This window comes from Nitrospirota bacterium (genome assembly GCA_026387665.1).
In the GTDB taxonomy this organism is placed as follows: Bacteria; Nitrospirota; Nitrospiria; order Nitrospirales; family Nitrospiraceae; genus Palsa-1315.
This window is the reverse complement of the sequence record JAPLLG010000007.1, coordinates 355,780-369,424: the sequence shown is the minus strand read 5'-3', so window position 1 is coordinate 369,424 and position 13,645 is coordinate 355,780. Positions and strand designations below refer to the sequence as shown.

Genomic DNA, 13,645 nt, shown 5'->3' with positions numbered 1-13,645 from the left:
CTCGCCTGTTGCGTCAATCATTTCACTGCTTTACACTCCTCCCGCATGTCGCGTGGTGACGGCCGGTCGTCGACCGTGACCGCGTGACACATCATCATTCGATGAGTACCTGGTCGCTATGAAAATTGCGCTTGATGCCATGGGCGGTGACCATGGACCGGCCCCGGCCATTGAGGGGGCGCTCCAGGCTGCCCAGGAATGTGATGTCGAGGTCATCCTCGTCGGCGATGAGGCCCTGCTCACCGCCGAATGCCGCCGCCTTGGCTGCACCGATCCTCGTCTGTCGATTCGCCATGCCTCGCAAGTCGTCGAGATGCACGAATCGCCCGCGACGGTCGCCCGCAAAAAGAGAAATTCCTCTATTTGGATTGCGACCGAGCTGGTCAAGAGTGGCGAGGCCAGTGCCGTTGTCAGTCCCGGGAACACCGGCGCCAGCATGGTGGCCTCCTTCTTTGTGCTCGGGCTGACCAAAGGCGTTGAGCGCCCGGCGATTGCGACCTGTCTGCCGACGCTGACCGGCATGGCCATCATGCTGGATGTCGGGGCCAATGTGGATTGTAGCGCCCAGCATCTGGCGCAATTCGCCATCATGGGGAATGAATACGGCAAACATCTCTTCGGGAAGCCCAATCCGCGCGTCGGACTGTTAAGCATCGGGGAAGAGGACAGCAAGGGCAATGAGGTGACGAAGGAAGCGTTCAAGCTTTTGAAGGCCAGCCCGCTCAACTTCATCGGTAATGTCGAGGGCCGCGATGTGTACAGCGGGAGCGCGGATGTGGTGGTGTGCGACGGGTTTATCGGCAACGTCGCGCTGAAGATTTCCGAGGGCGTGGCCGATACGATCAAGAAATTGCTGCTCAAAGAAATTTCCGGGTCCTTCTTCGGTCGCTTGGCCTACCCGCTCATTGCCAAGCCGCTGCTGAACTTGAAAAAACGAATCGACTACGCAGAATTCGGCGGGGCGCCGCTGCTGGGCGTCAATGGCATTACGATGATCTGCCATGGCCGTTCGTCCGCCAAGGCGATTAAGAATGCCATTCGCCGTGCGAAGGGCTTGGCAGAGAGTCGCGTCGATGAGTTGATTCAACGCGATATTCAAGAGAGCCTCTCTCAACCCAAGCCCACTGAGGAATCGTCGGCATGAGATCCCGCATTGCAGGGACCGGATCGTACGTACCGGTCAAAGTATTGACCAATGCCGACCTTGAAGGGATGGTGGCCACCTCGGACGAATGGATCGTCGAGCGGACCGGTATCCGCGAACGGCATGTGGCCGGTCCCGGTGAAGCCTGTTCCGATCTGGCAGTGAAAGCGGCGGAGCGGGCCTTGGTTGCTGCGGGGGTGAGTGCGGCCGAACTCGATCTGATTCTCCTGGCGACCTGCACGGGCGATTATCCGCTTCCTGCCACGGCCTGTGTGATCCAGCATCGACTGGGGGCGACGAAAGCGGCGGCCTGCGACCTGTCGGCCGCTTGTTGCGGGTTTGTCTATGCCCTGTCGATGGCGGATGCCTATATCAAAACCGGCATGCGCCATGTGTTGATCATCGGGTCGGAAGTGATGTCGGGGATTACCGACTGGACCGATCGCAACACCTGCATCCTGTTCGGCGATGGGGCCGGAGCCGCCGTGATCAGTGCCAGTGAGAATGAGCGGGGTATTCTCTCGACGCACCTCCGTTCCGATGGGAGTCTCTGCGATTTGATCACGGTGCCAGGCGGCGGGTCGCGTTTGCCTCCCTCTGAAAAAGTTGTGGCGGAGCGGATGCAGTACATCAAGATGAAGGGGAACGAGACCTTCAAGGTGGCGGTGCGAACCCTGGAGGAAGTGGCGCGCGAGACTCTAGCTGCGAATAATCTTGGTGTGGAGGATCTCGATCTCTATGTGCCGCATCAAGCCAATATCCGCATTCTGAAGGCAGTGGCCAGCCGTCTCGGACTTCCTCCTGAAAAAGTGATGCTGAATCTCGATCGGTATGGGAATACCTCGGCTGCTTCGATTCCCATTGCCCTGGATGAAGCGGTGCGTCAGGGCCGGATTAAAGAGGGCAGCTTGGTCATGTTGGGGGCCTTCGGGGCCGGCTTGACCTGGGCCTCGGCGCTCATCAGGTGGTAGGACCTAAAACGATCAGCCACCAGCGTGCAGCTTACGGGCTCAAGAAACTTTTCCCGTTGACATTCAAGGGAAATTCGACGATATCTAACCACGGAAGCGGCGCATGGCGCCCGCTCCAATTTCGAGTATTACGATGATGAGAGTAACCAGCAGCCCCGTGCAATCACTCCGGTAGTATGACGATTCTCCAATCAACAAGGTCTTCCAACGTTGGATTGGTCTTTCCTGGCCAGGGGTCCCAGTCGGTCGGGATGGGCCGAGCCTTGGCCGAGTCCAATCCCGGCATTAGGAGTCTCTACGAGGAGGCCTCGTCGGTGCTGGGGTATGATATTGCTGCGTTGTGTTTCGAGGGGCCGGCAGAACGGTTGAACCTCACGGAATATACTCAGCCGGCTCTGTTGGTGAGCAGTCTGGCCGCGCTCCGTGCGTTCGAGCCGTTAGGCATTAGACCGGTTGCGGTCGCAGGCCATAGTTTGGGAGAATACTCGGCTCTTGTGGCAGCCGGGGGCCTGACCTATCGTGAGGCGGTGGCGATCGTGCAGAAGCGGGGCCGTTATATGGCCGAAGCTGTGCCGCCCGGGACCGGGTTGGTTGCCGCGCTGCTCGGCCTGACGGCCGATGTTGTGAAAGAGCTCTGCCGGGAAGCCTCGGCTGTCGGAGTTGTGGCTGCGGCGAATTTCAATTCGCCTGGACAGGTGGTCATTGCCGGAGAAAAGGCTGCCGTCGAGCGAGCCATTGAACTGGCGAAGGCCAGGGGCTGTAAGAAGGCGATTCCGCTCCCTGTCAGTGTGCCGGTCCATACGCCGCTGATGCAGAAGGCGGCCGATAGGCTGGCGGGCGATTTAGCCGGGATCACTTGGTCCGATCTAAAGATGCCTTTGGTGAATAATGCGGAAGCCAGGGCGATCAGCAAGGCCGGCGATATCCAGGCCTCGTTAGTGCGGCAGTTGCCTTCGTCGGTGCTCTGGGAAGATTCGGTGAAGGCGATGGCTGCGATGGGCGTGACGACGTTCGTCGAAGTCGGGCCGGGAGCGGTCTTGAGCGGTTTGATCAAACGAATCGTGCCGGACGCGGTGACCTTGAACGTGAATGATCCAAAGTCGCTTGAGGCGACTCGCGCCGCATTGAGCGCGTGAAGGGATGTGAGGAGCGAACGAATGTCACTACATGGTAAGGTTGCAATTGTCACAGGGGCGGCGCAAGGGATCGGCCGGGCGATCGCGGAAGCGTTGGCGCAGGCCGGGGCTGATATCGTTGTCGCCGACCTCGATCCGAGCCGGTCGAAGGACACGGTTGCGGCGGTGGAGCAGTTGGGCCGCAAGGCGCTGAACGTCAAGGTCAATGTGGCGGACGGTACCGACACCAAAGCCATGGTCGATCAGGTGATTAAGGAGTGGGGGAAGGTCGATATCCTGGTGAACAATGCCGGGATCACGCGCGACGGGCTGCTGTTGCGGATGAAGGAAGACGACTGGAACCTGGTGCTGCAAGTGAATTTGACCGGGACGTTCAATTGCATCAAAGCGGTCTTGCTCCCGATGACCAAGCAGCGGTATGGTCGCATCGTCAACATTGCGTCGATCGTCGGGGTGATGGGCAATGTGGGCCAGGCCAATTACGCGGCCTCCAAGGCGGCGGTGATCGGTTTGACCAAGACGGTCGCGCGGGAATATGCGAGCCGGTCCGTGACGGTGAACGCAGTCGCGCCGGGATTCATCGACACCGCCATGACGCAGGGGTTGTCGCCCGAGGTGAAAGACACGCTTCAAAAGCAAATCCCATTGGGACGGTTGGGTACGCCGGCCGATATTGCGGCAGCGGTGCGTTTTCTCGTGTCGGACGAGGCGGCCTACATCACGGGGCACGTGTTGCACGTGAACGGGGGCATGCTGATGCCGTGACGACGGTGCAGACGGAATTTTGTACGATGCTGCGGCGACAGATTCGCAGCGACAAGGAGGATCTACGATGGGGAAGGAGGCAGGAAAATCAATGGGTACTGTAGAAGAACGGGTGAAGAAAATTATCGGTGAGCAGCTCGGAGTCGAGGAGGATGAGGTCACGCTCGAAGCCAGCTTCGTGGAAGACCTTGGCGCCGACTCGCTCGATACGGTCGAGCTGGTGATGGCCCTCGAAGAAGAGTTCGGGATCGAAATTCCCGACGAAGACGCAGAAAAGATTCTGACGGTCGGGAAAGCCTTGGACTATATCAAGGAAAAGGCCTAGAGGCCGCAAGACGCTATGAGTGTTCGTTCAACCAGACGGATCGTCGTGACCGGCTTGGGGGTGGTGACACCTCTGGGCACCGGTATCGACAAAACGTGGAAGGCCATCTGTGCTGGTGAATCCGGCATCGGTCCGATCACGAAGTTCGATCCCGCGGCCTACGATGCCCGCATTGCCGGTGAAGTGAAAGACTTCGACCCGGCCCAGTTTATCGAGAAAAAAGACATCAAAAAGATGGATACGTTCATCCATTACGCCGTGGGCGCCGCCCAGCTGGCGGTAGATGATGCGGGGTTCACCGTGGCGCCGGAAGAGGCCACGAGGGTCGGGGTCTATATCGGGTCCGGCATCGGCGGGCTGGGGTCGATCGAACATTACCATAAGATTTTGCAGGAAAAAGGACCGGGGCGTGTCTCGCCATTTTTCATCCCGATGACCATCATCAACCTGGCGTCGGGGCAGGTGGCGATCAGACTGGGCGCCAAGGGGCCGAATTCCTGTGCCGTGACAGCTTGCGCAACGGGCAATCATTGCATCGGCGACGCGTTCCGGCTGATTCAGGCGGGCGATGCCGATGTCATGATCGCCGGTGGGGCGGAGGCCGCCATTACGCCGTTGGGGGTCGCAGGGTTTGCAGCCTCGAAGGCCCTCTCGTTCCGCAACGATGAGCCGACGAAAGCGAGCCGGCCCTTCGACAAGGATCGCGACGGGTTCGTGCTCGGCGAAGGCGCCGGCGTCGTGGTCCTGGAGGAGCTGGAGCATGCGCGCCGTCGCGGGGTTCGGATCTATGCCGAACTCATCGGCTACGGCATGAACAGCGATGCCTATCATATTACGGCCCCGTCCGAAGAGGGCGAGGGAGCGGTCCGCTGTATGGAACTGGCGCTCAAGGATGCCGGGATCGGCAAGGACCAGGTCGGGTACATCAACGCCCACGGCACCTCGACGATGGCAGATGCCATCGAGACCAAGGCCATCAAGCAGGTGTTCGGCCAGCGGGCCTATCAGATTCCGGTGAGTTCGACCAAGTCGATGACCGGACACTTACTCGGAGCCGCAGGCGGGATCGAAGCGGTATTCAGTGTGCTGGCGCTTCATCACGGAATCCTGCCCCCGACGATCAACCTGGACCATCCGGACCCAGCTTGCGACCTGGACTACATTCCGCATAAGGCCAGGCCTGCGGCGGTGACGGTTGCGCTGTCGAACTCCTTCGGATTCGGCGGGGTCAATGCCTGTCTGCTCTTTAGAAAACCGGACGCCTAACAGGCCTGTGCGAGGGATAGACTCGCCACTATGACTTCGGTTTCTTCTTCCGATTCCCTCCAGTCTCTGTTGGGCTATCGATTCAAGGCGCTCGCCTTACTCGAAGAGGCGCTGACCCATTCTTCTCACGTCAACGAACAGAAAACGGTCCCTCTGCCCCATAACGAGCGGCTCGAATTTCTCGGCGATGCCGTGCTGTCTCTGGTGATGAGCGAGTACCTGGCCTCCGCCTTGCCGCAGTCGTCCGAGGGGACTCTCTCGAAGCTGAAGGCGAAGGTGGTGAGTGAGGGATCGTTGGCGCAGGTGGCTCGCCGGCTTGGGCTGGGGGAGCATCTCAAACTCGGGCGCGGGGAAGACCGTTCGAAGGGGCGCGAGAAAGACTCGCTGTTGGCCGATGCGCTGGAGGCGGTGCTCGCGGCGGTGCATCTGGACGGAGGATTCGAGGCGAGCCGGGTGGTGACGCGCCACATTTTCGCCGAGGAGCTGGCCAATATTGCCGCGCAGCAGGAGCAGCCGGGAGCGGGAGACTATAAGACCCAGTTTCAGGAGTGGTGTCAAAAGACACATGACACCTTGCCATGCTATGTCACCATTCGAGAAACAGGACCGGACCATCAAAAGCTTTTCGAAGTCGAGCTATCCGTTCAGGGCAAGGTTGTAGGGACTGGGGCCGGGCGCAGCAAGAAAGAAGCGGAACAACAGGCGGCGAAGCAGGCCCTCCAGCAGTTAGGGCGCTGATCCTGTCGGCAGGGTGGGATCACTTCACCACGAGACCAATTCTCATTTCAGGGAGGCAGACGATGCAGAGGCGAATCATGGTACGTAGGGTGGCGATGGTGCTTGCGCTGGGTGGGACTCTGTTGTTGGGAATGGACCTGCTTCAGGCAGCCGACAAGGCCCCGGCAGGGAAAGTGGAGACGGCCAAAGGTCCCAAGGCGATTATCAAGACGAAGTTCGGAGAGATGGAAATCGTGTTTTTCCCGGACAAGGCCCCCAAACACGTCGAAAATTTCATGGCGCTGGCGAAGTCCGGCTTCTACAACGGGACGATTTTTCATCGGGTGATTCCCGGGTTCATGATCCAGGGCGGCGATCCCAACACCAAAGATCCGAACAAGCAGGAGACCTATGGCCAGGGAGGGCCGAGCCAGCGGTTGAAGGCGGAATTCAACGATATCCCTCACCGGCGCGGCATTCTTTCCATGGCGCGCACGAGCGACCCCAACAGCGCCGGATCGCAGTTCTTTATTGTCGTGAAGGATTCGAATTTCCTGGATGGCCAGTACACGGTCTTCGGCGAGGTGGTGAAGGGGATGGACGTGGTGGATAAGATTGTTAGCGCGCCGAGAAACAGCCGGGACCTCCCGGCGGATCGGGTGGAGCTGACGGTCACGGTAGTCGAGTAACTGATGCAACCTTGTTGGACCATGACAGGCCATGCTGCTGCCGTGAGACTGGGTCGGCTCTGTACGTTGCTCGTGGCGCTCAGTTTGGTTACAGCCTGCGGAGGGAAGCCGGACGTGAAGCCGGTGGTGGCTGCGCCGGACCCTCGTCCCAAAGCCATTATCAAGACGAAGTTCGGGGAGATTCACTTCAAGTTTTACCCGGATGTGGCCCCGAAGCATGTTGAGAATTTTATCGCCTTGGCCAAGGCGGGATTTTACAACGGGACGATTTTTCACCGTGTCATTCCAGGCTTTATGATTCAAGGCGGTGATCCCAACACCAAGAACTCGCTGCGTAAGGAGACCTATGGGGCGGGCGGGCCGAAGGATGAGAAGGGGAACCCGATCTATCTCAAGGCGGAATTCAGCGAGGTGCAGCACAAGCGGGGCATCGTGTCGATGGCGCGGGCGACCGAGCCGGACACGGCGGGATCGCAGTTCTTCATCGTTGTCGAGACGTCCCCCTTCCTCGATCGGAAATACACGGCGTTCGGCGAGGTGATCAAAGGCCTTGGGATTGCCGATAAGATCGTGAGTTTGCCGAGAAACGATCACGACCTGCCGAACGAGCGAATTGAGATGACCGTGACGATTGTTGAGTAGCGGGCGCGTAGAAGAGCCAGGGCTATGTGATGTTTTCGAGGAAGGTGCGGAGGCGGGCTCGTTCTGACGGGAAGAAGAGGATGAAGCTGAGGCCGAAGGCGTTGCCCGAGACCCAACGAACGGAAGCCCGTTCGACTTTCACCGGAGGCGATTGGTTCGGCAGGTGCAGCAGGACTTGAACGTTGAGCCCTTCCGTCAAGGTGACACCAGACTCGGCTCGGCATCCGGCGATCGAGATGTTTGTGACCGTGGCGTCCCCTTTGATCTCCCCCGACGATAAGCTGACGGTGCAGCGTAACTCCACTCGGCGCGCTTTTCTGATGGTTCGTTCGCTTCCTGCGCTCATAGGCTGTGCCTACCCCGTCTAGCAGGATGCTCAAAAATGTCGACAGCAAGGCCGCAGCGAGTGAAGGGCCGAGGCGTACCCTTCAGGGTACGTTGAGGGTCTGAACGATGCGAGAACGACGCTGGCGGCATTTTTCAGCATCCTGATTAATGGTGGTGCTGGCACCCAGGATCGTGAGTGTGTTGCTCTGGAGCCGGAGGTGGCATGAATTGTTGCCCTGGCAAGATGATGTGGCCCGGCTCCCGTTGTTTGGTCAGGTGCGTTGCAATATCCGGATGGTAGGCGCGCACATAGCCGACGAGCCCGTCCAGAAACCTGTGTGATTGAAAATCCGTACCGGAAAAGTTTGAGACGAAGGCAATCGCACGGTCCAGGATCTCCGGCGCGGAGGACGTATCAGCGATTTGCTGCGGGTTTTGCTTCTTGAACGCGTCATACTCCTTCATGAGATGCTCCGCAAAGACCGGCGCCGGGGCCGCCGGCACATGGAGCGGACTCAGCGTCCGTCGCAGGCCCTGGAGTGCCGCCACGATTTCCGCATCCTGCCCATCGCGGCGCGACTGGAAATAGCCGAAGATCACCACTTCGACGAGGTTGAACAGAGCCACGGCCTTCTCGCCGCCGAGCTCCGACAGCTCGCGATAGAAGTCCCGCCGCAACGGCATGAACTGCACCGCCAGCCGCTTCTGCTGATAGTCGCTCCCCGATTCGAGGTAGACGCAGTCTTGCGGGCAGGCAACCCGCACGATTCGATGCTCACCGCAACATTGGCTGCAGATCAGGCCGGACAAGGCGGGGCAAGGCCGCTTGCCTTTCCGTTGTGTGCAATAGGCGCATTGGCTCATTTTCTTATGGATCCTTCCGGCGCCGGTTTCGGCGGGGGAGGGATGAACCCGTAGTCCGCCAACGTCCGTTTTTCTTGTTTGGGTTTTCCATCGCTGGGGGTTTCGAGCCCGTTCATCTCTGCGGCATCGGCATATTCATAGGGCACGAGAATCAGGTTGTTGGCCCGGTCGATACTCAGGTCTCCCGGCGAGGGGAGGAATTCGGCAATGACTTGGAACCGCTTGTCCCAGCTCATACGCCACACTTTTCCCGTCGTGAAGTCCGATACGTACATGTTGCCCCAACGGTCGAAATCCACGCCGCGAAGATTTTGGAAGCGGTTGGAAAAGAACCCGTTGGAGACGAGCTCCGTGACCTGGCCCTCCGGAGAGATCTCGGAAATCTTGCCCTTGTCCCAACTCACGGCGATGATCTGGCCGGACCTGGGATGGACGACCAGGCCGGAGGGGCCTGCCAGGGCTTGGTCCGTGACCAGCACAGAAAAGGTCTTGGTGGCCAGATCGACCCGGTAAATCGTGTTGGCCTTTTGGTCGGAGCAATACAAGTGGCCCTTGCCATCGAAGGTCACGTCGATCAAGGAGGCTTGTGGCACTGTTGCGTGCGAGGTCGCTGGTGTCCGGATGGTCAGAGCCAGGACCGGCTTGCCGGTGGTCGTGTCAAAGCCCCGTAAGGTATCAAGGTCAGCGACGTAGAGCACATGTTCCACCAGGGCCATGCCTTTGGGGGCATGGAGGGTGACATCGCCTTTTCCGCCTTGGATGAATTTCAGATTGAGGAGCTTGCCGTTCGGATCGAGTTTGGTGATGAACCCGTTGTTGTCGGCGGTCTCCGCCTCGCCGTTGACGCTGGAGATGAAATAGCCTTTTCCGACCGGATCGTTGACGAAGCTATAGGGGGATTGCAGCTCCGTCACGGTGATCTGGGCACCCAGCGGGCTGACGGTCACAAGGGAGAGGGTCCAGATCAGCCAAGAGGCTGGATGATTGATGCTGCGTGTTAGAAGGGACATCACGGGGGAGGTTCTGCTCACAAAGTAGATGGCTATTGATCGTGCTTGATGAATCCATCGTAGCTGCCAGGCGGAGAGCCTGTCAAGAAACAGCCGCGAACCTCACGCCTTCCTGTCGTTGACTTGCTCAAAAATGCCCTGCTATGGTGCCTTGGTTTTCCCTGGTAGTCTCTCACTGAGGAGGGTGTTGTGGCGGCACGATTGATTGATGGCAAAGCATTGGCACTGCAAGTACGGGAGCGGTTGGCCGTCGAATCGGCGGCAGTCTTGGCCAAGACCGGGATTAAGCCTGGCCTGGCGACCATTTTAGTGGGAGACGATCCTGCCTCCCAGGTCTATGTGCGAAATAAGCAGAAGGCCTGCGAGTTGGCCGGCATTTATGTGGATGACCACAAGCTGCCTGCCAGCACGACTCAGGCAGAGTTATTGGCTTTGATCGAGAAGAAAAACGCCGATCCGAAGATTCACGGCATTCTGGTGCAGCTCCCCTTGCCGAAACATATCGAGAGCCGGGTCGTCCTTGAGGCGGTATCGCCGAACAAGGACGCCGATGGATTTCATCCCTATAATTTGGGCCGGTTGGTCGAAGGCAATCCGGTGTTCGAGGCCTGCACCCCCAAGGGTGTCATCAAGATGATCGAGTCGGCGGGGATCACGATCGAGGGCAAACGCGCGGTCGTGCTTGGCCGGAGCAATATCGTCGGCAAGCCGTTGGCGCTCATGTTGCTGCAACGCAACGCCACCGTGACGATTTGCCATTCCAAGACCAAGGATTTGGCCTCGGTCTGCCGGGAGGCCGAGTTGCTGCTGGTGGCGATCGGAAGGGCCAAGTTCGTGACGGCCGATATGGTGCGCGAAGGAGCGGTGGTCATCGATGTGGGCACCAATAAGTTGCCGGACGGCAAATTGTGCGGTGACGTCGATTTTGAGCCGGTCAGTCAGAAGGCCGGCTGGATCAGTCCTGTGCCGGGCGGTGTGGGACCAATGACGATTGCGATGTTGCTGGACAATACGGTGGAGTCGGCGAAGCGACAAGCAGGGATGAAGTAAGGCAGCTGGAACGCTCCTGTGCTCGCGCAACGCGCGGTCTCAGCAGACCCTCGTTGGACGCGCGCACGATGGAGCATCCCAGCCACCTTCTTGGTTGGAGAGAGGGCAGGGGACATGAGTCGAGAACCGAAACGGCTGAAGGATGTGCTTGCTCAGGGACAGTTCGCTGTCACGATTGAGTACAATCCTCCCAAAGGCACCAACATCTCCGGCGTGCTGGAGAATGCTAAGCAGCTGGTGGGGCGCGTGCACGGGGTCAACGTGACGGACAACACGGCAGCCGTGGTGCGGGCCGGGTCTCTCTCTGTCTGCCGGCTCCTCTATGAACTCGGCCATGATCCCGTGATGCAGATGACCTGTCGTGACCGGAATCGGATTGCGATCCAGTCGGACCTCATGGGTGCCTCCATGCTCGGTATCCGCAATATTCTCTGCCTCACTGGCGACTATCCGACCGTCGGAGACCATAAAGAAGCCAAGCCGGTGTACGATCTGGACTCAGTCCAAGTCATGCAGCTTGTGCAGGGTCTCAATAACGGGCTGGACATGTCCGGTAACAAGCTGGATGGCTCGACGGACTTTACGATCGGGGCTGCCGTGACGCCGGAAGCGGACCCGTTGGGACCGATGCTGGCCAAGTTCGAAGTGAAGGTGAAAGCGGGCGCCCAGTTTTTCCAGACGCAGGCGATTTACCATCCGGAGCAGTTTGCGTCCTTCATGAAAGCGGTTCGCCCCTTCAAGGTCAAGGTGCTGGCTGGCATTCTCGTGCTGCGCAACGCCAAGATGGCGGAATTCATGAACGCCAATATCCCCGGCGTGTCGGTCCCCCAGGAGATGATCGACGAGCTCAGGGCTGCCGGTCCCGGGCGCGCGGAGGATGTGGGGGTGGACATCGCGGTGCGGACGATCAAGGCGGTGCGGCCCTACTGCGACGGGGTCCATATTATGGCCATCAAGGCCACCCATCGGCTGTCAGAGATTCTCACCAAAGCAGAAGTGGGTTGATGACAATCCCCGAGTTTCAGCGGCACAAGCGCGACAAGAAAAAACTTATCGTCGTGACGGCCTACGACGCGCTCTTCACGCGCATTGTCGAGCAGGCCGGCATTGAAGCGATCCTGGTCGGGGATTCGCTGGGCGTGGTCGTGCAGGGGAAGGCCGATACCCTCTCCGTGACGATGGAGGACATGCTCTACCACACGAAGCTGGTGGCAGGGGCGGCGCAACGGGCGCTCGTGATCGGCGATATGCCCTTCATGTCCTATCAAGCCAGCAGCGAGGATGCGCTCCGCAATGCGGGCCGGTTTCTACAGGCCGGAGCCCAGGCGGTCAAGGTGGAAGGCGGCGCAGCCGTCGTCGATCGGGTGGCGGCGATGACCAGTATCGGCATTCCGGTGATGGGACATCTCGGCATGACGCCTCAATCGGTCCATCGCTATGGCGGGTACAAGGTGCAGGGGAAAGAATCGGATCATGCCGCGGCTCTATTGAAGGATGCCAAGGCGTTGGAAGCAGCCGGTGTTTTCGCCATCGTCCTTGAAGCGATTCCCGCTGAGTTGGCCAAGCGCGTGACGGAACAATTAACCATTCCGACCATTGGAATTGGCGCAGGTCCTCACTGCGACGGCCAAGTCCTCGTCCTCTACGATCTGCTCGGTCTGTTCGACGACTTCGTGCCGAAGTTCGTGAAGCCCTATGCCCACCTCAAGACCGATGCACTGCAAGCGCTACGGCGCTACAAAACAGAAGTTGAAGAAGGCATCTTTCCGAGCGATTCTGAGAGCTACCACTGACCCTCCTGTTGAATCTCCCGTTAGTAATGTTTGGTTGGGCTAAACTGTGACGGCTTAATAGCCGGGACAGTCCTCGCTGTTGCAGGGCACTTGGAACACCTGACGGTTTTCGAGTCTGACAGCCGTCAACTCTCTGCCCCACACGCATCCGCTATCCAAGGCCAAGACGTTATCACTTAGATACAGACCTAACGCGGCCCAATGTCCGCAGACAATCGTGGCTTCGGAACTGCGGCGAGTGGGAATGTGAAGCCAGGGTAAGAAGCCCGATGGGGCATGATCCGGCGGGCCGTTGTAGGACGTACTCATCATACCATCCACCGTGCAGGTTCTGAGTCTGGTGAAGACGTGGGCCAGGGAGGCGAGCCGTGGCAGACCGGTCAGGTCATCCGACCATTGGACGGAGGGAGATGCAACGGAGGCTCGCAGCACTTCTTGATAGTCCGGGCCGGCCAGGACCGTCTCGACTTCGCGCGCCAGCCCTTCGGCTTGCTCGATCGTCCATTGCGGGAGCAGGCCTGCATGCACCATCGTGAAGGGGCCCTCACGGTAGAGCAGGGGTTGGCATCGGAGCCAGGCCAGCAACTCGTCACGGTCTGGCGCGGCCAGGATCGGCTGGATCGTATCCATGGCACGGGGCGCGGCGATTCCGGACGCGGCGGCCAAGAGAAACAGATCATGGTTGCCGAGCACGGTCACGGCCGCTGGGCCAAGCTCTTTCACGTATCGCAGGACGCCGAGCGAGTCGGGGCCGCGATTGACCAGATCGCCCACAAACCACAGGCGATCCCGAGTCGGCTCGAAGCGAATGTGTGAGAGCAGTTGCTGGAGAGAAGTGAAGCAGCCTTGGACGTCGCCGATTGCGTAGGTAGCCATGAGGGGAGAGTTCTCCGACGGGTGAGCCTATCCTGCACACCGTGAGAACACAAGCAGAAGCCTGATGCGC

16 protein-coding genes are annotated in these 13,645 nt (G+C 59.4%); 12 read left to right on the top strand and 4 right to left on the bottom strand.

The genetic code is table 11. The annotated features are described in order from the left end of the window. Positions 1-118 precede the first annotated feature (118 nt). From plsX to NT179_06015, 9 genes are all read left to right on the top strand, one after another. Complete coding sequence (plsX, locus tag NT179_06055; protein MCX5721578.1) at positions 119-1,144, top strand: phosphate acyltransferase PlsX; 1,026 nt, start codon at positions 119-121, stop codon at positions 1,142-1,144. Further along, positions 1,141-2,115 (top strand): ketoacyl-ACP synthase III, encoded by a 975-nt coding sequence (locus NT179_06050; protein ID MCX5721577.1) that lies wholly within the window; start codon positions 1,141-1,143, stop codon positions 2,113-2,115. The genes plsX and NT179_06050 overlap by 4 nt, the downstream gene beginning before the upstream one ends. A gap of 176 nt (positions 2,116-2,291) precedes the next feature. After that, the gene (fabD, locus tag NT179_06045) at positions 2,292-3,251 is read left to right on the top strand and encodes an ACP S-malonyltransferase (protein MCX5721576.1); all 960 of its coding nucleotides are present in this window, start codon (positions 2,292-2,294) and stop codon (positions 3,249-3,251) included. Between the two features lie 21 nt (positions 3,252-3,272). Then, on the top strand, positions 3,273-4,016 hold the full coding sequence (gene fabG / locus NT179_06040; protein ID MCX5721575.1) for a 3-oxoacyl-[acyl-carrier-protein] reductase: 744 nt from the start codon (positions 3,273-3,275) through the stop codon (positions 4,014-4,016). 91 nt (positions 4,017-4,107) lie between these two features. Then, the gene (gene acpP / locus NT179_06035) at positions 4,108-4,341 is read left to right on the top strand and encodes an acyl carrier protein (protein ID MCX5721574.1); all 234 of its coding nucleotides are present in this window, start codon (positions 4,108-4,110) and stop codon (positions 4,339-4,341) included. 15 nt (positions 4,342-4,356) lie between these two features. Continuing rightward, positions 4,357-5,607, top strand: a complete 1,251-nt coding sequence (gene fabF / locus NT179_06030; GenBank protein MCX5721573.1) for a beta-ketoacyl-ACP synthase II — start codon at positions 4,357-4,359, stop codon at positions 5,605-5,607. Between the two features lie 30 nt (positions 5,608-5,637). Beyond that, entirely contained in the window at positions 5,638-6,345 is a 708-nt protein-coding gene (gene rnc, locus NT179_06025; protein MCX5721572.1) for a ribonuclease III, read from the top strand. A gap of 77 nt (positions 6,346-6,422) precedes the next feature. After that, complete coding sequence (locus NT179_06020; protein MCX5721571.1) at positions 6,423-7,013, top strand: peptidylprolyl isomerase; 591 nt, start codon at positions 6,423-6,425, stop codon at positions 7,011-7,013. Between the two features lie 123 nt (positions 7,014-7,136). Next, positions 7,137-7,655, top strand: coding sequence for a peptidylprolyl isomerase (locus NT179_06015; protein ID MCX5721570.1), 519 nt, complete (start codon positions 7,137-7,139; stop codon positions 7,653-7,655). Positions 7,656-7,677: 22 nt separating this feature from the next. On the opposite strand, the gene NT179_06010 is transcribed toward NT179_06015, so the two are convergent. From NT179_06010 to NT179_06000, 3 genes are all read right to left on the bottom strand, one after another. Beyond that, positions 7,678-8,001 carry a PilZ domain-containing protein gene (locus tag NT179_06010; protein ID MCX5721569.1) on the bottom strand — a complete coding sequence of 108 codons (324 nt, stop codon included), beginning with the start codon at positions 7,999-8,001 and terminating at the stop codon, positions 7,678-7,680. 146 nt (positions 8,002-8,147) lie between these two features. Further along, positions 8,148-8,846 (bottom strand): hypothetical protein, encoded by a 699-nt coding sequence (locus NT179_06005; GenBank protein ID MCX5721568.1) that lies wholly within the window; start codon positions 8,844-8,846, stop codon positions 8,148-8,150. Then, positions 8,843-9,856, bottom strand: a complete 1,014-nt coding sequence (locus NT179_06000) for a hypothetical protein (GenBank protein ID MCX5721567.1) — start codon at positions 9,854-9,856, stop codon at positions 8,843-8,845. Before NT179_06000 ends, NT179_06005 begins: the two co-directional genes overlap by 4 nt. A gap of 189 nt (positions 9,857-10,045) precedes the next feature. Here NT179_06000 and folD point away from each other — a divergent pair, with 189 nt between their 5' ends. The 3 genes from folD (at position 10,046) to panB (ending at position 12,699) form a co-directional block, all read left to right on the top strand. After that, positions 10,046-10,906 carry a bifunctional methylenetetrahydrofolate dehydrogenase/methenyltetrahydrofolate cyclohydrolase FolD gene (gene folD / locus NT179_05995; protein MCX5721566.1) on the top strand — a complete coding sequence of 287 codons (861 nt, stop codon included), beginning with the start codon at positions 10,046-10,048 and terminating at the stop codon, positions 10,904-10,906. 114 nt (positions 10,907-11,020) lie between these two features. Then, positions 11,021-11,911 (top strand): methylenetetrahydrofolate reductase, encoded by an 891-nt coding sequence (locus tag NT179_05990; protein MCX5721565.1) that lies wholly within the window; start codon positions 11,021-11,023, stop codon positions 11,909-11,911. After that, complete coding sequence (gene panB / locus NT179_05985; protein MCX5721564.1) at positions 11,911-12,699, top strand: 3-methyl-2-oxobutanoate hydroxymethyltransferase; 789 nt, start codon at positions 11,911-11,913, stop codon at positions 12,697-12,699. Before NT179_05990 ends, panB begins: the two co-directional genes overlap by 1 nt. Positions 12,700-12,753: 54 nt before the next feature. Here the strand turns inward: panB and NT179_05980 are convergent, their stop codons facing one another. Continuing rightward, complete coding sequence (locus NT179_05980; GenBank protein ID MCX5721563.1) at positions 12,754-13,575, bottom strand: symmetrical bis(5'-nucleosyl)-tetraphosphatase; 822 nt, start codon at positions 13,573-13,575, stop codon at positions 12,754-12,756. Positions 13,576-13,645: the final 70 nt, after the last annotated feature.

Coding starts and splice junctions, on each gene's coding strand:
- plsX (MCX5721578.1), top strand. CDS start 119: ATGAAAATTGCGCTTGATGCCATGGGCGGTGACCATGGACCGGCCCCG.
- NT179_06050 (MCX5721577.1), top strand. CDS start 1,141: ATGAGATCCCGCATTGCAGGGACCGGATCGTACGTACCGGTCAAAGTA.
- fabD (MCX5721576.1), top strand. CDS start 2,292: ATGACGATTCTCCAATCAACAAGGTCTTCCAACGTTGGATTGGTCTTT.
- fabG (MCX5721575.1), top strand. CDS start 3,273: ATGTCACTACATGGTAAGGTTGCAATTGTCACAGGGGCGGCGCAAGGG.
- acpP (MCX5721574.1), top strand. CDS start 4,108: ATGGGTACTGTAGAAGAACGGGTGAAGAAAATTATCGGTGAGCAGCTC.
- fabF (MCX5721573.1), top strand. CDS start 4,357: ATGAGTGTTCGTTCAACCAGACGGATCGTCGTGACCGGCTTGGGGGTG.
- rnc (MCX5721572.1), top strand. CDS start 5,638: ATGACTTCGGTTTCTTCTTCCGATTCCCTCCAGTCTCTGTTGGGCTAT.
- NT179_06020 (MCX5721571.1), top strand. CDS start 6,423: ATGGTACGTAGGGTGGCGATGGTGCTTGCGCTGGGTGGGACTCTGTTG.
- NT179_06010 (MCX5721569.1), bottom strand. CDS start 8,001: ATGAGCGCAGGAAGCGAACGAACCATCAGAAAAGCGCGCCGAGTGGAG.
- NT179_06005 (MCX5721568.1), bottom strand. CDS start 8,846: ATGAGCCAATGCGCCTATTGCACACAACGGAAAGGCAAGCGGCCTTGC.
- NT179_06000 (MCX5721567.1), bottom strand. CDS start 9,856: ATGTCCCTTCTAACACGCAGCATCAATCATCCAGCCTCTTGGCTGATC.
- NT179_05990 (MCX5721565.1), top strand. CDS start 11,021: ATGAGTCGAGAACCGAAACGGCTGAAGGATGTGCTTGCTCAGGGACAG.
- panB (MCX5721564.1), top strand. CDS start 11,911: ATGACAATCCCCGAGTTTCAGCGGCACAAGCGCGACAAGAAAAAACTT.
- NT179_05980 (MCX5721563.1), bottom strand. CDS start 13,575: ATGGCTACCTACGCAATCGGCGACGTCCAAGGCTGCTTCACTTCTCTC.